The sequence below is a fragment of the Leptotrichia sp. SK-5 genome (assembly GCF_055387215.1).
The window spans coordinates 1,719,269-1,738,383 of sequence record NZ_AP028931.1; the positions used below are offsets into that span (position 1 = coordinate 1,719,269).

At 30.4% G+C, this 19,115-nt stretch carries 18 protein-coding genes and 1 riboswitch; of the genes, 11 read left to right on the top strand and 7 right to left on the bottom strand.

Annotated elements, in window-relative coordinates:
- The first annotated feature begins 89 nt into the window (after positions 1-89).
- A riboswitch (FMN riboswitch) is annotated at positions 90-227 on the top strand.
- Positions 228-520: 293 nt separating this feature from the next.
- From ribH to pcp, 7 genes are all read left to right on the top strand, one after another.
- Positions 521-985 carry a 6,7-dimethyl-8-ribityllumazine synthase gene (ribH, locus tag ACZ5B9_RS08660; RefSeq protein ID WP_464422235.1) on the top strand — a complete coding sequence of 155 codons (465 nt, stop codon included), beginning with the start codon at positions 521-523 and terminating at the stop codon, positions 983-985.
- Positions 986-1,078: 93 nt separating this feature from the next.
- A complete protein-coding gene (gene ribD, locus ACZ5B9_RS08665) occupies positions 1,079-2,194 on the top strand; it encodes a bifunctional diaminohydroxyphosphoribosylaminopyrimidine deaminase/5-amino-6-(5-phosphoribosylamino)uracil reductase RibD (protein WP_464422236.1) in 1,116 nt (371 codons plus the stop codon).
- A gap of 73 nt (positions 2,195-2,267) precedes the next feature.
- On the top strand, positions 2,268-2,945 hold the full coding sequence (locus tag ACZ5B9_RS08670; protein WP_464422237.1) for a riboflavin synthase: 678 nt from the start codon (positions 2,268-2,270) through the stop codon (positions 2,943-2,945).
- 37 nt (positions 2,946-2,982) lie between these two features.
- Positions 2,983-4,203: a bifunctional 3,4-dihydroxy-2-butanone-4-phosphate synthase/GTP cyclohydrolase II gene (locus ACZ5B9_RS08675; RefSeq protein WP_464422238.1), complete on the top strand. Its 1,221-nt coding sequence runs from the start codon at positions 2,983-2,985 to the stop codon at positions 4,201-4,203.
- A gap of 148 nt (positions 4,204-4,351) precedes the next feature.
- Positions 4,352-5,032 (top strand): DUF969 domain-containing protein, encoded by a 681-nt coding sequence (locus ACZ5B9_RS08680; RefSeq protein ID WP_455036549.1) that lies wholly within the window; start codon positions 4,352-4,354, stop codon positions 5,030-5,032.
- Positions 5,032-5,973: a DUF979 domain-containing protein gene (locus tag ACZ5B9_RS08685; protein ID WP_455036550.1), complete on the top strand. Its 942-nt coding sequence runs from the start codon at positions 5,032-5,034 to the stop codon at positions 5,971-5,973. Before ACZ5B9_RS08680 ends, ACZ5B9_RS08685 begins: the two co-directional genes overlap by 1 nt.
- Positions 5,974-5,997: 24 nt before the next feature.
- Positions 5,998-6,639, top strand: a complete 642-nt coding sequence (pcp, locus tag ACZ5B9_RS08690) for a pyroglutamyl-peptidase I (RefSeq protein WP_071125134.1) — start codon at positions 5,998-6,000, stop codon at positions 6,637-6,639.
- 160 nt (positions 6,640-6,799) lie between these two features.
- Here pcp and ACZ5B9_RS08695 read toward each other — a convergent pair whose 3' ends face one another.
- Together ACZ5B9_RS08695 and ACZ5B9_RS08700 are read right to left on the bottom strand one after the other, a co-directional pair.
- Positions 6,800-7,228 (bottom strand): hypothetical protein, encoded by a 429-nt coding sequence (locus ACZ5B9_RS08695; protein ID WP_464422239.1) that lies wholly within the window; start codon positions 7,226-7,228, stop codon positions 6,800-6,802.
- Positions 7,229-7,355: 127 nt separating this feature from the next.
- Positions 7,356-8,675, bottom strand: a complete 1,320-nt coding sequence (locus ACZ5B9_RS08700; RefSeq protein WP_464422240.1) for a hypothetical protein — start codon at positions 8,673-8,675, stop codon at positions 7,356-7,358.
- 131 nt (positions 8,676-8,806) lie between these two features.
- On the opposite strand from ACZ5B9_RS08700, the gene ACZ5B9_RS08705 reads away from it, so the two are divergent.
- The 4 genes from ACZ5B9_RS08705 to ACZ5B9_RS08720 all read left to right on the top strand — a co-directional run bounded on the left by ACZ5B9_RS08705 (position 8,807) and on the right by ACZ5B9_RS08720 (position 13,471).
- Positions 8,807-9,589, top strand: coding sequence for a hypothetical protein (locus ACZ5B9_RS08705; RefSeq protein ID WP_006803550.1), 783 nt, complete (start codon positions 8,807-8,809; stop codon positions 9,587-9,589).
- Between the two features lie 124 nt (positions 9,590-9,713).
- Positions 9,714-11,426, top strand: a complete 1,713-nt coding sequence (locus ACZ5B9_RS08710) for a proline--tRNA ligase (RefSeq protein WP_464422241.1) — start codon at positions 9,714-9,716, stop codon at positions 11,424-11,426.
- A 187-nt stretch (positions 11,427-11,613) separates the two neighbouring features.
- On the top strand, positions 11,614-12,240 hold the full coding sequence (locus tag ACZ5B9_RS08715) for an HAD family hydrolase (RefSeq protein WP_464422242.1): 627 nt from the start codon (positions 11,614-11,616) through the stop codon (positions 12,238-12,240).
- 202 nt (positions 12,241-12,442) lie between these two features.
- Positions 12,443-13,471: a glycerol dehydrogenase gene (locus tag ACZ5B9_RS08720; protein WP_464422243.1), complete on the top strand. Its 1,029-nt coding sequence runs from the start codon at positions 12,443-12,445 to the stop codon at positions 13,469-13,471.
- Between the two features lie 156 nt (positions 13,472-13,627).
- On the opposite strand, the gene ACZ5B9_RS08725 is transcribed toward ACZ5B9_RS08720, so the two are convergent.
- From ACZ5B9_RS08725 to ACZ5B9_RS08745, 5 genes are all read right to left on the bottom strand, one after another.
- Positions 13,628-14,419 (bottom strand): viral A-type inclusion protein, encoded by a 792-nt coding sequence (locus ACZ5B9_RS08725; RefSeq protein WP_464422244.1) that lies wholly within the window; start codon positions 14,417-14,419, stop codon positions 13,628-13,630.
- A 241-nt stretch (positions 14,420-14,660) separates the two neighbouring features.
- A complete protein-coding gene (locus tag ACZ5B9_RS08730; protein ID WP_315287338.1) occupies positions 14,661-15,401 on the bottom strand; it encodes an amino acid ABC transporter ATP-binding protein in 741 nt (246 codons plus the stop codon).
- Entirely contained in the window at positions 15,401-16,966 is a 1,566-nt protein-coding gene (locus ACZ5B9_RS08735) for an ABC transporter substrate-binding protein/permease (RefSeq protein ID WP_464422245.1), read from the bottom strand. The genes ACZ5B9_RS08730 and ACZ5B9_RS08735 overlap by 1 nt, the downstream gene beginning before the upstream one ends.
- 6 nt (positions 16,967-16,972) lie before the next feature.
- Positions 16,973-17,971 carry an aspartate-semialdehyde dehydrogenase gene (locus ACZ5B9_RS08740; RefSeq protein WP_464422246.1) on the bottom strand — a complete coding sequence of 333 codons (999 nt, stop codon included), beginning with the start codon at positions 17,969-17,971 and terminating at the stop codon, positions 16,973-16,975.
- A gap of 217 nt (positions 17,972-18,188) precedes the next feature.
- Complete coding sequence (locus tag ACZ5B9_RS08745) at positions 18,189-19,091, bottom strand: DDE-type integrase/transposase/recombinase (RefSeq protein WP_464423950.1); 903 nt, start codon at positions 19,089-19,091, stop codon at positions 18,189-18,191.
- Positions 19,092-19,115: the final 24 nt, after the last annotated feature.

Consider the following 19,115-nt stretch of genomic DNA (forward strand, 5'->3'; position numbering starts at 1 on the left):
AAAATGATTTTTTAAAAAAATTTTACATTATTTTGAAAAAGTACTTGTAATTATAGTAAAAAAGTGATATTATTAATTTAGAAATAAATTTAAAGCTTCAGGGCAGGGCGAAATTCCCGACCGGTGGTAAAGTCCACGAGTTGTTTTTATTTTAAATAAAATGAAAACGACATGAACTGGTGTGATTCCAGTACCGATAGTTATAGTCTAGATGGTAGAAGTGAAATTGTTGGCTGTTTAAAATTATTTTTCAATTTTATTGTATTTTATCTGCAATATTTTGAATAATTTTGATACATTCAGCATTAATTAAATTATATTATATATCATCTACCTTTTAAATATTAAAAAAGCCTTGAATCATAACGTTCTTGGCTTTTTTATTTTATTAGAAAATAATGCCTTTAAATTTTATTTTTTAATTTTAGCACGTCAAACCTCTTTGAAACCAGACTCATAAGTTATGATTTTTGTTTTTAAAGAGAATTAAAAATACAGATAACGAGAGGATGATTTGAAAATGAGAACTTTTGAAGGAAAATTTGATGGAAGAGATGTAAGAATAGCGATTGTAGCTGGAAGATTTAACGAGTTTATTACTTCCAAATTAGTTGGCGGAGCTTTGGATGTATTGAAGAGAAATGATGTTTCTGAAGAAAATATTGATATTGCCTGGGTTCCAGGAGCTTTTGAAATACCATTGATTACAAAAAAATTAGCAAATACACAAAAATATGATGCAATAATTACTCTTGGAGCTGTTATAAAAGGTTCTACACCACACTTTGACTATGTCTGTGCAGAAGTTTCAAAAGGAGTTGCCCAAATTTCATTACAAAGTGAATTACCTGTAATTTTTGGAGTTTTAACTACAAACAATATTGAAGAAGCTATTGAAAGAGCTGGAACAAAAGCTGGAAATAAAGGGGCAGATGCTGCATTTTCCGCAATCGAAATGATTAATTTAATAAAAGAAATTGGATAAAAAATATTTTTTTGTAAGATTTCCATAAAATAATAATAAAAATCAAATTATAAATTAATTGACAGCATTGTGAATTTAATAAAGGAAAATAAAATGAATGAAAATATTGATGAAAAATATATGCGAATGGCAATTGAACTGGCAAAAAAAGGTGCTGGATCAGTAAATCCCAACCCAATGGTCGGAGCTGTTGTCGTTCAAGATGGAAAAGTTATTGGAACTGGCTATCACAAGTATTTTGGAGGAGCTCACGCCGAAGTTTACGCTTTAGGCGAAGCTTCAAAAAATTCTGAAGATTTATCAAATGCTACGATTTATGTTACATTGGAACCTTGCTCGCATTATGGAAAAACACCGCCTTGTGCAGAAAAAATTGTAAATTTGGGACTAAAAAGATGTGTTATCGGCTCATCTGACCCAAATCCAAAAGTGACTGGAAAAGGTGTACAAATATTGAAAAATGCTGGAATTGAAGTTACTGAAAATGTTTTAAAAACCGAATGTGATGCAATAAATCAAGTGTTTTTCAAATATATTCTGACAAAATTACCATATTTATTTTTAAAATGTGCGATTACTCTAGATGGAAAAATTGCTACAAAAACAGGCAATTCCAAATGGATTACGAACGAAGCTGCACGTGAAAAAGTGCAATTTTACCGAAATAAATTTATGGGAATAATGGTTGGCATAAACACTGTTTTAGCTGACAATCCAAGCCTTACTGCGAGAATTGAAAACGGTGTAAATCCATACAGAATAATTATTGATCCGCATTTAAAGACTGAAAAAATTCATAATATTATTAAGGAAAATATTGATGAAAAGACGATAATTGTTACATCAGAAAAAAATAAAAATTCTGAAAAGCAGTTCGATTTTTCTGAAAATAACAAGGTTAAATTTGTATTTTTAAATGGTACAAAATTCAGCTTTAAAGAAATTCTTGAAAAAATTGGAAAATTAGGAATTGACTCAATTTTGCTGGAAGGTGGTCAATCACTTATTTCACAGGCATTTGAAGAAGATGTTATTGATGCTGGGGAGATTTTTATTGCTAATAAAATTTTAGGCGATACTGAAGGAAAATCTTTTATTGCTGGATTTGATAAAAAAAATATGAATGAATCTATCGTTTTGAAAAACGTAAAATATAATGTTTATGGTGAAAATGTTGGAATGGAATTTTTACAAAAAAATTATAGTTAGTAGATTGGTTATAAATACAACCTAAACTTTCTACTATCATTTAGAATAAAAAATTAAAAATCAGGAGAAAATTATGTTTACTGGTTTAGTTGAAGAAACTGGAAAAATTATTGATATTGCAAAAAAAGCTGCAAGTATCGAAATTACAATAAGGGGGAAAAAAGTCGCTGAAAAAGCACAGATTGGAGACAGTATCGCTGTAAATGGCGTGTGTCTGACTGTTACAAAACTAAATGGAAACGACTTTACTGCCGATGTGATGTTTGAAACTATTGAAAGAAGCGGCTTAAAACGTGCTAAGGCTGGAGACATTGTCAATCTTGAAAAGTCACTTACACTTACGACTTTTTTAGGCGGACATCTCGTAATGGGAGATGTTGACTGTGAGGCTAAAATTGTATCAATCACAGATAAAGGGATTGCAAAAGTGTACGAATTCCAGCTGGATAAAAATTATAAAAATAATATGAAATACATTGTTGAAAAAGGACGTGTAACGATTGACGGAGCGAGCCTTACAGTAATTGATGTAGACGATAACGCTGGAATTTTCTCGGTTTCACTTATTCCACATACAATTGAAAATATTACCGTTGGAATGAAAAAAACTGGAGATTTTGTAAATATTGAAACAGATTTGTTTGGAAAATATGTTGAAAAAATATTAAAGTTTGACAATTTTGAAAATACAGAAAATAAAGGCAAAAAATCCAATTTAACAATGGAATTTTTACAAAAACATGGATTTTAATTAAAAATATAAAACAAGAAGAAAGAAGTGATTTTAAATGTCAGAAAAAAAGATGAATTTTGACAGCATTGAAGCTGCCATTGAAGATTTAAAAAATGGTATCCCAGTAGTGGTTGTTGACGATGAGGACAGGGAAAATGAAGGGGATTTTGTAATTCCGGCTGATGCAGTAACTTATGAAACTTTAAATTTTATAATTAATGAGGCACGTGGGCTTATGTGTGTCCCAATGTCCAAAAAACGTGCAGAAGAGCTTGAACTAAACCCAATGGTTCAGCACAACACTGATTATTACGGAACTGCTTTTACAGTGTCAGTTGACTCGCTGGAAGGTACAACTACTGGGATTTCTGCAGGCGATAGACTAAAAACAATAAAAGACTTGGCAAATCCTCTAAAAACTGCAAAAGACTTTAGAAGACCAGGACATATATTCCCGCTAATTGCACGTGAAGGTGGCGTTCTTGAAAGAAAAGGACATACTGAGGCCGCTGTTGAATTATCTAAACTTGCTGGATTTTCTGATATAGGCGTAATTATGGAAATTTTAAGGGAAGATGGGGAAATGGCTCGTCGAAATGACTTATTTGAATTTTGCCAAAAACATAATTTAAAATTAATTACAATTGATGATTTGATTGTTTACATAAAAAAAAACGAAAAATTAGTTAAAAATGAAGCAGTTGTTGATATTCCAACACAATTTGGAAATTTTATTTTTGCAGGTTATAGTGATAAAATTGAACATAAAGAATATATTGCAGTTATGAAAGGGGAAATAAAAAATAAAGAGAATGTCACTGTCAGACTTCACTCTGAATGCCTGACAGGTGATGTTTTTGGTTCAAGACGGTGCGATTGTCAAGAACAGCTTCATAGAGCCTTATATGAACTGGAAGAAAGTGGAGAAGGTCTTTTAATCTATCTACGTCAAGAAGGACGTGGAATTGGTATTTTGAACAAATTAAAAGCATACAAGCTTCAGGATGAAGGCTATGATACTGTTGAAGCAAATCATAAATTGGGATTTTCTGATGATTTAAGGGATTACGCTGTGGCAGCGCAAATTATAAAGGATCTTGGAATACAATCTATTATCTTAAAAACTAATAATCCAAAGAAAATTGAAGGACTTAAAAAATACGGAGTTAAAGTTGCTGGACGTACAGAAATTGAAATTACTGCAAATGATATGGATAAAAGTTATTTAAAGGTAAAGAAAGAAAAAATGGGACATTTATTGAAACAAAATTTTTAACTTACAATTATTTTTATATAAAACAATACAATTTATATATAAAATTAATAATTTCTAATAACATTTTTTCCAAAGCTATTGCATTTCTTTGTTTTTAAAGGTAAAATTATAACAATACTTAGAAAATACAAAATTAGGAGGAATACTTATGAACTTGTGGATACTTATAGGTATTGTTATTATCGTAGTAGGATTCACTTTAAAACTTGATGTTCTGGCAGTTGTACTTGTTGCAGGAATTGGAACTGGATTTGCTGCCCATATGAGCTTTGGAGAAATTCTTGAAATTATTGGAAAGGCTTTTGTTGACAATAGACTTATGTCCATTTTTTTGATTAGTTTGCCTGTTATAGCTATTTTAGAAAGATATGGGTTAAGAGAACGAAGCGCAACACTCATTGAAAATCTTAAAAATGCTACTGCTGGTAGAATTTTAGGACTTTATATGGTTATTCGTTCAATTGCGAGTGCTTTATCAATTAGAATCAGTGGACATGTGCAGTTTATCCGTCCTCTTATTTTCCCAATGGCTGAAGCCGCAGCAAAATCTCACAAAAAAGAGGAATTGACTGAAAAGGAAAATGAAGATTTAAAGAGTTTAAGTGCCGCTATTGAAAATTATGGTAACTTTTTTGCACAAAACATATTTATCGGTGCATCTGGACTTTTATTAATTCAAACAACTTTAAAAGAAAATGGATATGATGTTACATTAGAAAAATTGGCTCTATTTTCTACTCTAATTGGAATTGTTGCTATAATATTTACATTTATTCAAGTGTATATATATGACAAAAAAATAAAAGCAGGAAAGGGTGGGGATAAATAATGGCATTAAAAGAAACTTTAAGCAATATAGCAGAAATTATTTATATTCTTTGCGGACTTGTAAGTGTTGCCACTGCAATTAGAGGATTAAAAAATGAAAAAGCCAAAATTGGAACATTCTTATTCTGGTTTATTCTAGGAATTACATTTATTTTTGGAAAAATTATTCCATATAAAGTTACTGGTGGATTACTTATCATTTTAGCTTTAATTACTATTACAAAACAATTACAAATGGGAAGTTTTGAAAATGTAACTGCTCAATTTAAACTTGCACAAAGTGAAAGATTAAAAAACAAAATTTTTATTCCTGCAATATTAATAGGTACTGCTGCTTTTCTAATATTGCAATTTAAAATCGGAAAAACTGCAATTCCACCTGCAATCGGTATCGGTGGTGGATCTCTTGTAGCACTTTTAGTTGCAATGCTAATTATCAAACCAAAATTTAGTGAAACAACTGACGATACGTCAAAATTACTTATGCAAATTGGAGCAACTGCTCTTTTACCACAACTTCTTGCTGCACTTGGTGTTGTCTTCACAAAAGCAGGAGTTGGAGATGTTATTTCTCAAATTATATCATCAGTAGTTCCACAAGGTAACATATTTATCGGAATTGTTATCTATGCTATCGGAATGGCTGTATTTACTATGATTATGGGAAATGCTTTTGCTGCATTTTCAGTAATTACTGTTGGAATCGGTATTCCATTTATTTTAAAACACGGAGGAAATCCTGCTGTTATCGGTGCACTAGGAATGACTGCTGGTTACTGTGGAACTCTTATAACCCCAATGGCTGCAAACTTTAATATTGTTCCAGCTTCAATACTTGAAATAAAAAATAAAAATGGAATTATTAAGACACAACTACCTATGGCTTTAGCATTATTTGTTGTTCATATTATTCTAATGCTACTTTTATTTGGAATAAAATAATTGTCTGAAAGGAGAAAAAATAAAATGAAAATTCTTGTCACAGGTTTTGATCCATTTGGAGGTGAACCAGTAAATCCTGCTATCGAATCAGTAAAAAAACTACCCAATGAAATAGCAGGAGCACAGATTATAAAACTTGAAATACCAACTGTAAGAAAAAAATCTATTGAAAAAATTGAAAAAGCTATCGAAGAACACAATCCAGATGTTATATTATCAATTGGACAGGCTGGTGGAAGATTTGACATATCTATTGAACGTATTGGAATAAATCTTGATGATTTTAGAATCCCAGACAATGAAGGAAATCAAACTATTGATGAACCAATTTATCCGGATGGAGAGAATGCTTATTTTGTAAATTTACCTGTTAAAGCTATGGTTAACAACATTCACAAATATAATATACCTGCCTCTGTTTCTTATACTGCTGGTACTTTTGTATGTAACCATGTTTTATACGGTATCCTTTATCTTGTAAACAAAAAATACAACAATAAAAGAGCAGGATTTATTCACATCCCATACCTTCCTGAGCAAGTTGTAGACAAAAAAAATATGCCATCAATGGACTCAAATACTGTTGTTAAGGGATTAACTGCAGCTATTGAGGCTATTGTTGAAAATAATGAAGACATAAAAAAAGTAGGCGGAGCTTTACATTAAGATAAATTAAAATATGGACTATTTAATTAACTTAGTCCGTATTTTTTTATACTTTTTAAATCTAAAAAATAATAAGGCAATATAAAAATCTGCCTTAATAAAATAAACTTAAAGCAGATTTATAACTTTTTTTATTTTAAATATCACAAAAATTACTTTTTTAATCTTCTATAGCTTTATGAGTTTCAAAAATTCTCTCCATTGTTTTTTTGAATGTTGGAGAACCTACTAAATCATATTGCTTTTGTGTAGGTCTTTTACATACTGCCGCATAGTAAAACTCATGGATTTTATCTTTTCCTCCATTGATATCACGAAGTCCAGCTTCACCTAACATTTCATTAAATTGTTTAATACCCTTTTGTACTTCTGCCAAAGTATGTGTCATTTTCTTACCATCTTTTATGTAGCTTTCTTCCATAATCATAGATCCAATTGGCACACAAGCGGCTACTTCCTGACCATCTTTGTTATAAAATTCTGTCCATTCTTCTTCACTCATAAACAGCACACCTCTTTCATCCCTAGAAGGTTCTGCTACTCCAAAAACTGAAAATGCCAATAATCCCAATAAAATAAGTTTTTTCATTTTAAATCTCTCCTTTTTATAATTTTTTTAGTAATTTTAAAATAATTTTACTATTCTTCTAAGGTAATTATACCACATGTTTTACAAATTTCCAAATCTTAAAACTTATATTTTAATAATGATTTTTCTATTTCCAGTAAGAATTAATCAATTCCAAAACAGGATCATCCCTATCTTCATTATAAACTATATAATCAATAAATATCTGCTCTACTTCGGAATTATTCTTCATTTGAAATAAAATATTATAAATCATTAATTTTAAATCTTTATCAATTTTATGATTTAATGAATTTTTAGCATATTTTATAACAATTTTCTGTAATTTTTCCAGACTTTCTGTATACATCAAAATATAAATAATTTTTTTCATCATTTCCTGACTATTTTCATCAAAAATATTCACATATTTTTTTATTAATTCATCTGTTATTTTAAATTCAAAGTTAATTGAAGCATTTACAATATTTGCATATTTTTCAAGAGATGGATAATTTTCTACAGAATCTAAATATTTATTTTCCCATTTACGTTTATTCACTCTTCCATCTTCCAATTTTATTTCATTTAATTTTTCTATCTTCATTTCATTTTTTTTAAACGGCAAATATTTTTTAGGAACATTTTTAGATGTTACTTTTTCGTAAAGTGAAAAGAAATACAATTTATCTACCCACTTACCTTTTTCAGATTCCATAAAATAACCAGCTTTTTTTATTAATATACATTTTAAAGGTTTTCCAAGTAAAGCGGCAGCACAGGCTTTATGATGTCCATCAATTATAAAATTTATAAATTCTCCACAATTATACACAATAGCTCTAGGTTCGTTATCGCTCATTTTTTTAAATTTTTCAATATAATAATCGACTCTTTCAGAATTATAAGCATCCGTTGTCTGTGTTGGATATAAATATACTGGCTGTCTTCCAATATAAGTAAAATCATCATCCCTCAGACATTTCATAGCTGTTGCTGGATTTAAAACCAAATCATTAGGAACATTCCAGAAAAAATTTCCATTCCCATCAGTCGGATAACATTCCACATCGGCAATCATATAAAATCCATTATTTAAAAGTTTTAACAAAGGAGTTATTGTTTCTATAGAATCTTCCAATGAAATAAAATCCAAGTTTATTTTTTCCTGTATTTCTAAAATTTCTTTACAGTTTGCATTTTCTATTCCATATCCTGTTGCAAGCAAACATTCTATTGTAGAAATATAATAGTCTGTATTTATTTGAATTAATGGAATATCATTTAATCTTATTTGAGCAAGATAACTATTTTTTAGATCCTCAACTTCTTTGTAAACTTCTTTAAGTTTCCCTGCACCATTTATATAAACTACTTTTGAATTTTTTATATTAATTACCTCAGATGTGTCAACTGCCATATCTACCAGTTCAACTGACAATTTTTCTTTATTTTTCTTAAAAAACATAATTTTTCACCTTTTTATTTCATTCTTGATTTATTATACCTCAAAATAGTTTAAATTTCAAAATCTACCTTTACATTCTTTTTAAATAAAGCTATAATAATAAAATGATATTAAATTATGGAGGATTTTAAATGAAAAAAAAGATTTTTTTAATTTTACAATTTTTGTTACTTTCAGTTATTTTAAGTGCTGACAATGCTCAAACTTACAATAATTTTGAAAAATTTAATGTACGAATGTCAACTGCAACTTTACCCTTTACAACTGTTGTTAATGCTTCTAAAGACAAAGAAGCATACTTTGCACAGTTAAATGCTGGAAACTATTTAGCTTTTATTCCAACACGACTTGCTATTATTAACTACTATGAATTTTTTTCTGATGTGTTAAAAAAGGATTTTAAAGTTTATGAAACAAATAAAAAAGGGAAAATAAAATATTCGAGCGATGTGATTCGTTATGATGAAAATGATTTTTACTCCAATTATAAAAAAAATGTAAAAGCTGACAGAGCTGAATCAAAAAATAATTTAAACATAGTAGGAGGCGACACTAAACTAATAAGTCCAGATACTTACAAAATAACAAATTATGCAACAGATAGAGGATTTTTAGTAGTTATTCCAATGAATATGGCATTTTATGTAAAACAAATAAATGATAATAAATTTATCTGGTCGCTTACCAATGATTTCAAAAAAATAGAATACACTTTTACTCTTGAAAACAATAAATTAATAGTAAGAAATAATAAAAACCAGATTACTTTTACAATTTACAAAAAGGACAATTCATTATTTTTAGAAGAACCTAAAAATATATGGGAATACAGAGTTAATAAAGATTTATCTCAATTTGAATATTATAAAAATTCAAAACTTACTAGTACAGAAAAATATCAAATTACCAATTAATTTTTTTGTAATAAATATTTGATATTTACACAAAGATATTCAAAAAACTATTGCTAAAAATTCAAAAAAAATATACAATATAAGCATTACACTACAATAAAAATTAAATATAGAAGGAGAAAATATGAGATTATCAAAAGCATTTTTAAAAACATATAAGGAAGCGCCAAAAGAGGCTCAAATTGTGAGCCATCAGCTTATGCTTAGAGCATTTATGATTAAGCAGCTTACGAGAGGGGTTTATACTTATTTGCCATTTGGGTATAGAGTTCTTAAAAAGATAGAAAATATTACGAGGGAAGAAATGGATAGAGCTGGGGCTCAGGAACTTCTTATGCCTGTACTGCAGCCTGCTTCACTTTGGGAAGAATCCGGACGTTGGTTTGCTTACGGGCCTGAACTTATGAGATTAAAAGACAGAAACGAAAGGGAATTTTCGCTTGGACCTACTCACGAAGAGGTTATTACAGATATTGTAAGAGATTCGATTTCATCATACAAAGAACTGCCTTTTAACGTTTATCAGATTCAGACAAAATTTAGGGATGAAATGCGTCCAAGATTTGGACTTATGCGTGGAAGGGAATTTGTGATGAAGGATGGCTACAGCTTCCATTTGACACAAGAGTCGCTTGATGAGGAATATTTGAACATGAAAGACACTTATTCAAGAATTTTTGAAAGAATGGGACTTAATTACAGGGCAGTTGAAGCTGATACAGGTTCTATTGGAGGAGATGCTTCGCACGAATTTATGGTGCTTGCAGAAAGTGGAGAAGATGATATTTTATACAGCGACTCTTCAGATTATGCAGCAAACGTTGAAAAAGCAACAAGTATTATTGAATTAAAGGAAAGCAACGAAGAAAAACTTCCAAAAGAATTAGTTGAAACTCCAAATGCAAAAACAATTGAAGAGCTGGCTAATTTCTTGAATATCCCTAAAGAAAAAACTGTAAAGGCAGTAATGCTGAAGGAAGTTCTTGAAGATGGGGAAAAATTTGTGCTAGCCCTAATTCGTGGAGATTTAGACGTAAATCCTATAAAATTAAAAAATGTAATTGGAGCTTCTACAGAACTTGAAATGATGAGCGAGGAAGAATGCGAAAAATTCGGACTGGTTGCTGGATATGCAGGCTCTTATGAAAAAAAAGAAGGTTTATACGTTGTAATTGACGAAACTGTAAAATATGTAAGAAACTTTGCTTTAGGCGCTAATAAAGCTGATTATCACTATATAAACGTAAATCTTGAAGATTTGGCATACGACTTAGTTGCAGACATCAGAACTGCGAGAGCTGGAGATATTTCCCCTGATGGAAAAGGAGTCCTAAAAATTGCACGTGGAATAGAAGTTGGGCATATTTTCAAACTTGGGGAAAAATATTCAAAAGCCCTAAATGCTACTGTTCTTGATGAAAATGGAAAACAGGCAGTTATGAAAATGGGATGTTACGGAATGGGAATGTCAAGAATCATTTCAGCCGCAATCGAACAAAACCACGATGAATACGGTATAATATGGCCAAAAGCAATAGCCCCTTACCACGTTGACGTAATAATTGCCAATATGAAAGATGAAACACAGGTAAATATAGGTGAAAAATTGTATAATGAACTAAATCAAAATAAAATTGAAACTGTACTAGATGACAGAAATGAAAGAGCAGGATTCAAATTCAAAGATGCCGACTTAATAGGTTTCCCATTAAAAATAGTTGTTGGAAAAGGTGCAGCTGATGGAATTGTGGAAATAAAAGATAGAAAAACTGGAGAAAGTACAGATGTAAAAGTTGAGGACGTTTTAAATTTTGTGAAGAATTTTATGGCAGAATAAAATTTGCTGATTGTAGAATTAATGGTGAAGAATATCCGCAAGCTGAGAAATATTTAAAAAATTATACAAAAACTTGGAAAAAGTTTGATATTATGAAGTTTAGGAAACAATATGCAATTATTAGAAACGTTGAAAATAGAAAAATTATTAATTAAAAGATAGACAAGTAGTCGGAGGTGCAAACAAAATGGAAAATATAAATTCTAAAAAAATAAAAAACATAGTATTTGATTTAGGAAATGTTTTAATAAATTTTGACAAAGACACTTATTTAAAAGAAAAATTGCCAAAAGAAAAAAGAAAAGATTTTCACGACAATGTGATTGGTACAAAGGAATGGTTAATGCTTGACAGGGGAACTTTGACTTATCCTGAAGCCAAGAAAATTTTTAAGGAAAGAAGTCCACATTTGGCTGCTGAAATTGATAATTTTTTTGACAAGGACTTTTTTGAATTGTTAAAGCCTATAAAAGAAAATATTGAGCTTCTTTATAAATTAAGAGATCATTATGAATACAAATTATATGTGCTTTCAAATTTTCACAAGGACTCATACGAATATGTCTTTAAACACAACGATTTCTTTAAATTATTTGAAGGCTGCCTAGTTTCATGCTATTTCAAGCTTTTAAAGCCAGAAGAAAAAATTTATGACACTCTTCTTTATGAATTTGGATTAATTCCAGAAGAAACATTATTTATTGATGATATGAAGGAAAATATTGAAGCCGCCGAAAATAAAGGAATCAGAGGACTTCATTTGCCAGATTACACTAAATTAGAAGCAGAGTTGAAAAATATTTTGAAAATTTAATAAATTTAAAAATCAGGGGATTACCTCAAATATTAGATTTGAATAGCCTTCTGATTTTTATTTTAAATTTCCTATTGACTTTGTGAAAAAATGCACTATAATATTATTAAATAAATTTAAATTTTATAGGAGATGATTTTTTATGACAAAAATTATTAATTCACCATCAAAATACATTCAAGGAAAAAATTAAATTGCCAATTTGGCAACTTATTACAAATTACGTGGTAACAGCGGAGCATATCTTTTAGTAGATAAATTTATTTTTGATAATTTTAAGGATAAAATTGTTGAAAGTTTTGAAAAAGAAGGAGTAAACTACCATATTGAAGTTTTTGGCGGAGAATGTTCAAAAAATGAAATTAACCGAAATATTGATATTTTAAAAGAAAAAAAATGTGATGCAGTATTTGGAATCGGTGGAGGAAAAACTCTTGATGCGGCAAAAGCAGTATCATATTACGAAAATATTCCTGTCTTCATCGTTCCGACAATTGCTTCAACAGATGCACCATGCAGCGCTTTGTCAGTAATCTACACTCCAAATGGAGAATTTGAAGAATACCTGTTCTTAAAGGCAAATCCTGATATGGTAATAATGGATACTGATGTAATCGTAAATGCACCTGCTAGACTTCTTGTCGCTGGAATTGGAGATGCACTTGCCACTTATTATGAAGCCAAAGCCTGTGTTGATTCAAATGCTTCTTCAATCGCTGGAGGAGGAATTACAAAAGCCGCTATTGCAATTGCAGAATTGTGTAAAGATACTCTGTTCCAAGATGGTTTAAAAGCTAAAATTGCGGTGGAAAATAAAGTAGTTACACAAGCTGTTGAAAATATAATCGAAGCAAATACTTATTTAAGTGGAATTGGATTTGAAAGTGGAGGACTTGCAGCAGCTCACGCTATTCATAATGGACTTACAATTCTGGAAGAAGGGCACCACATGTATCATGGAGAAAAAGTTGCATTCGGAACAATTACGCAATTAGTTCTAGAAAACAGATGTCTATGTGAAATCAAAAAAGTTGTAGAGTTCTGTAAGAGTGTAGGACTTCCAACAACATTGGATGAATTGGGAATGGGAAGTGTTTCTAAAGAAAGATTGTATGAAGTAGCAAAAGCAAGTACAGCTGAAGGTGAAACAATTCATAATATGCCATTCAAAGTTACTGCCGATGATGTTTTTGCTGCAATATTAGTAGCAGATGAATTGGGAAAAAATTAATTTTTATTTCTTTTCTTGCTTAAATTAGCTTAAAATTTTCAAATAATTTTTGGAGTACTTATACTGTACTCCTTATTTTTTCTACAAATTAAAAAACTTGGATTTCATAAATTGATCATTATTTTCCAAGTTTTTATATAATTACTTTATTAACTTTTATTTAGCTTCAGTATATTCTTTTGCTATTTCTTCAATTTTATATTCTTCTGAAATTTTGTTTATTAATTTATTTCTTTCTTCAATAGCTCTGTTATTTACCAATGCGTTAGCAATTTGTTGGTATGCACTGTTTGGTGTTACATTTCCTAATTTTGCTTTTTCATTTTCATAAATTTCAGCAATTTCTTCTTGAGTAACTTTTACATTTTTTCTTACTTCTAAATCTAAATAATAATTGATGTATACATTATCTTTAATAATTTCAAGATCATCTTTATTATTTTCTTCAAAGTTTGATTCTTCCATTTTTTTAGCAATTATTTTTCCAACAATTAAAGTTTTTAATACTTCAGAATTTCCTTTAGAGAACAATACTTCTTCTTTAGTAATTTCTACTTTATCTTCCATTTCTTCAACTAATTTGTTTAATTCTTCAGCTTCAAGTGTAACAAGTTGTTGATTTAATAAATCTCTTTGAATAATTTCTCTTGCTTCTGAAAATGGAATATTTTGTGCATCAAAATTTGCTTTATTCTCAGTATATAGTTTTGTAACATCATTTTCATTTACAGAAATTTTATCTTCAATTGCTTTTGCAATAAAGAATTTGTTTTTTTCATTTTTAAAGAAGTATTCAAATTCTTCTTTTTCTTCTTCATTGAAGTCATATTTTTTAGCTGTTTCTAAAATTGCTTTATTAATTAAAAGTCCTTTTATTTCTTCAGCATTTAGCCCTCTTGCTTTTTCTTCTTCAGTCAAAGCTAATTTAGTTTCATTTTTTTTAGCCATTTTTTCTCCTTATTTTTAATAATTCCTATTTATTTTTTTTAACCTTTACTATTTTACACTATTTTTAAAAAAATTTCAAGGAATTTTCTCATTTTTTCTTATTTTTTAAATATAATTTATAAAACAGTAATAATTTTTATATTTTTAAATTTCCTTAATTTTAAAGGCTTTCTAGATCTTTTTTAATAATTTTAAATTATATTTTTTTGTAAAATTTTAATTTCTATAATTTATTTATAATCTATTTTTTCAACATTCTGCTCAAAAATTCCTTAGTTCTTTCATGTTTTGGATTTTCAAAGATATTTTCAGGCTTGTCATCTTCCACAATTACACCTTGATCCATAAACACAACTCGGCTCGAAACATCATGGGCAAAATCCATTTCATGCGTCACCACAATCATTGTAAGTCCACTTTTTGCCAAGTCTTTCATTACTTTCAGAACTTCTCCAACCATTTCAGGATCTAGCGCTGATGTCGGCTCGTCAAACAGTAAAACTTCTGGCTGCATTGCCAATGCTCTCGCTATTGCCACCCGTTGCTTCTGACCGCCCGAAATTTGATTTGGCTTTGCATGAACAAAACGTTCCATTCCTACTTTTGCCAAAAATTCTTTTGCTATTTTTTCAGCCTCATCTCTTGACTTTTTCAAAACTTTCATTTGTCCAATTACACAGTTTTCGAGAACACTTAAATTATTAAACAAATTAAACTGCTGAAATACCATTCCTACTTTTTCGCGCAACGTAACAAGCGACACATCTCCTGCCATCGCATCTTTTCCATGAATTAAGACTTGTCCACTTGTAGGTTTTTCAAGCAAGTTTATACATCTTAATAGCGTTGATTTCCCACTTCCAGACGAACCGATTATACTTACAACTTCCTTTTCATGAACATCAAAGTTTACATCCTTTAAAACTGTTCTCTTTCCAAAATCTTTTCTAATATTTTTTATTTCAATAACCTTTTTACTCATTATTTCTCCTCCCCATCAGCATCATCCAAAATTTCAAAATGTTGAGGCCCGTCAATTCGTTTTTCGATTTGTTTTAAGATTAATGATAATGTAAACGTTAAGAAGAAGTAAATCACACTTGTTATAATAAATACTTCATAATAACGTGAGTAAGTTCCCGCAACAGAATTTGAAATAAAGAACAGTTCAGTAACACTTATTACATTTAATACAGATGTATCTTTAATATTTACAATAAGCTCATTTCCAATCATTGGTAAAATATTTCTAAACATCTGTGGAAAAATAATACTTTGCATCAACTGAAAATTCGTCATTCCAATAGCTTTTGCCGCTTCAAACTGTCCGTTATCAATGGAATCAATCCCTCCACGTATAATTTCACTCATATATGCACCTGTATTTATTGATACAATAAACAGTGCCGCTACCATTGGTGACAGATTAATATGAAATACTTGTGATAATCCGTAATAAATTACCATTGACTGCACTATCATTGGGGTTCCTCTAAATACAGCAATATAGATTGAAGAAAGCCAGTTTAAAAATTTTAATCCAGTTTTTTTATACTTATGAGACTGTCCATCGATTTCTGCTTCTGAATATCTTAATAATGCAACCAGTAATCCAATGAAAAATCCAACTACTGTACCCGTAATTGAAATATACAGTGTTGAAACTGTACCTTTCACAAAAGTCATCCAGTTATTTTTAATAAAAAATATTACCCATCCAAAAAATGAACGCGAGGCTTCATTTGGCTGATTTTGTATAGACTTTTCCATAATACGTTGACGTACTTTAGGCGTTAAATCTTCATCTAATATTTTATTGATTTTTTCCTCCAGCTCTGTATTTCCCAATTTCATTCCAATAGCTACATTCACTTCTTCTGTATCGTATTTAAATCCTGTACTTTTATCAAATGAAATAAATTTTAAATTAGGATTTGAAAATTGAGCTGCCATAGCTCCAGGTCTTTCTGATATGTATCCGTCTATTTTCCCTGAATTCAATGCTACTATCATAGCTGGAAAACTTTCCATTGCAGTTTGCTTCTGTACGCCTTTCATCTGATCAACAACATCATAGTGAAGCGTGTTTAATTGTCCTGTAATTTTTGCTCCTGTAAAATCATTAATTGATTTGGCATTTGCATACTTTCCATTCTTTTTCACAACTACTACTAAATCTGATTCATAATATGGTTTCGAAAATGTCAGACTTTGACGTCTTTCAGGCGTTGCAGACATTCCCGCTATAACTAAATCAACTTTCCCAGAAGTCAGTGCAGGACCAAGCAACGCTTCCCATTTCGTTTTTACAATTACCAAATTTTTATTCAATTTTTTTGCAATAACTTTGGCTATTTCAACATCATATCCGCCACAATAACCTCCATCAACTTTCACAGCACCATTTTTAGCATCATTCTGAAACCAGTTGAAAGGAGCATATCCACACTCCATCCCAACTTTTATATCATCACTATAGCCTGTTATGAAAGTTGCAACAAAAACTAATAATATTAATATTTTATTTTTTATTGTACTAAATTTCATATTTTATTATAATGCTCCTTTTTTTATTAAAGTTTCAGCTATTTGAATTGTGTTTGTAGCCGCACCTTTTCTTATATTATCTGCCACAACCCACAAGTTAAGGGCATTATCTGCTGAAAAATCTCTTCTGATTCTTCCAACATAAACTTCATCGGTATCCTGAGCATTTATCGGCATTGGATAAACGTTGTCCTTACCATCATTCTGCACTACAATTCCTTCTTTTTCTTCAAATGCACGAATTACATCTTCCAGTTCAAATGGTCTTTCTAATTCCACATTTACAGATACTGAATGCCCATATCTAACTGGAACTCTTACACAAGTTGCTGTTGCTTTTAAATTTGGCAAGTTTAATATTTTTCTAGTTTCGTTAATCATTTTTTCTTCTTCTTTTGTATATCCATTATCTAAGAAAACATCAATGTGTGGCAATGCATTAAATGCAATTTGATGAGGATATCCTTTTGAAGGCTCTCCTTTTAGATTAGCTTCCAAATCATCAAGTCCTCTCTGTCCAGAACCTGCCACGGCCTGATAAGTTGAGTAGATTACTCTTTTTAATCCATATTTTTCCTGTAAAACTTTTAATACAGGCATTACCTGAATTGTCGAACAGTTTGGATTTGCAATAATTCCTGGATGATTTTCTAATGCTTCTGGATTTGCTTCAGGAACTATTAACGGAATATTTTCATCCATTCTCCAAGCACTGCTGTTATCAATAACAACTGCACCTTTTGCCTTAAATTTTGGAGCATATTCAAGCGATACTCCTCCACCAGCCGAAAATAAAGCCACATCAATATCCTCAGCTATTGTGTCATCTTTTAGTTCAATAACAGTATATTCTGTTCCATTAAATTCAATTTTTTTACCAGCTGAATTTTTTGAAGCATAAAGGTATAATTTTTCTACTGGAAAGTTTCTTTCTTTCAGCACTTTTAAAAATGTTCTTCCAACAAGTCCAGTTGCTCCAATAATTGCTACTTTGTAATTTTTCATTATTTTTCCTCCTAAAAACTTTTTGATTAAGGTTTATCTACCTAAGAATTAATTATTTTATTATTAATTACCCTAAATCTAATGTATATATAATACACTATTCTCGCGTCTTTTTCAACATGAAAAATAAAATAATAAAAAATATGTTGTATAGATGTCAAACATTTGTTACAAAAATATATTAAAAAAAATATTTCTTTCCTAATGTATCTTTAACCTACTGATTTCCCTTGTACTCTTTTAATACTTCATTTGGACTCTTAAAGCCTAGTACTTTTCTTGATATGTTGCTGTATCTTGTATTGTATTTCCTTATTGCCCTTAACAGTTCTTCCTTGCTTTTAAATTTCTTGTCTGCGTAGTACTTGCTGTCAAGCCTGTGGCTTCTTTCCACTTTTCCATTCTCCCATGGCGAATATGGACGGGTTGTCACGTACTCTATCCCCTTCTCCTCCAGTTTCACCTCAAACAGCGTTTTCTTATCACTTTCAGAATTTGTGAACTCTTTCCCATTGTCTGTCTGAACTTTCTTTATGTCAAATCCCAGCTCCCTTTCCAAGTTCTCTAGAAACTTTGCAGTCTGATAGGTGCTTTTTTCATCCGCTATCCTTAACACTCTTTTTCTTGTATATTCATCTAATGCCGTTATTTGATAATACTTCTGGTCACGTGTGCCAAACTGTATGCATTCTTCCGGAACATATTTTATGTCTATCTGTACTCTTTCCCCAGGGTACTTAGCCTGTTCAGCCTTCTTTTTTCTTTTATGCAGCTTTTTAGGCTTTTCTTTGGCATTGCCCTTCATTTTCCTTATTATCCTGCACATTGAATCGTATGTACGGCTGTAGCCTTCTTTTCCTGCTTTGACATAAACTTCTGCCAGCCCTTCATAGCCAAACTTCCTGTATTTTCTCATAACAATCTCTATTTCTTCTTGCGTGTGCTGGTTCAGGTGGCTTTCAGATCTTCTGCTTTTTGGCAGGAGAGACTGGACTGTGCCGTCGTATCTGTCTCTCCAACGTTTTATCTGCTGACGTGATGTTTTATGCTTCACTGCTGCCTTTGAATTATTATTATGTTTTATTGCATACTCAAGACAGAGTAAAAAATACAGGGGCAGTTATTAAATACCACAACAAATCTT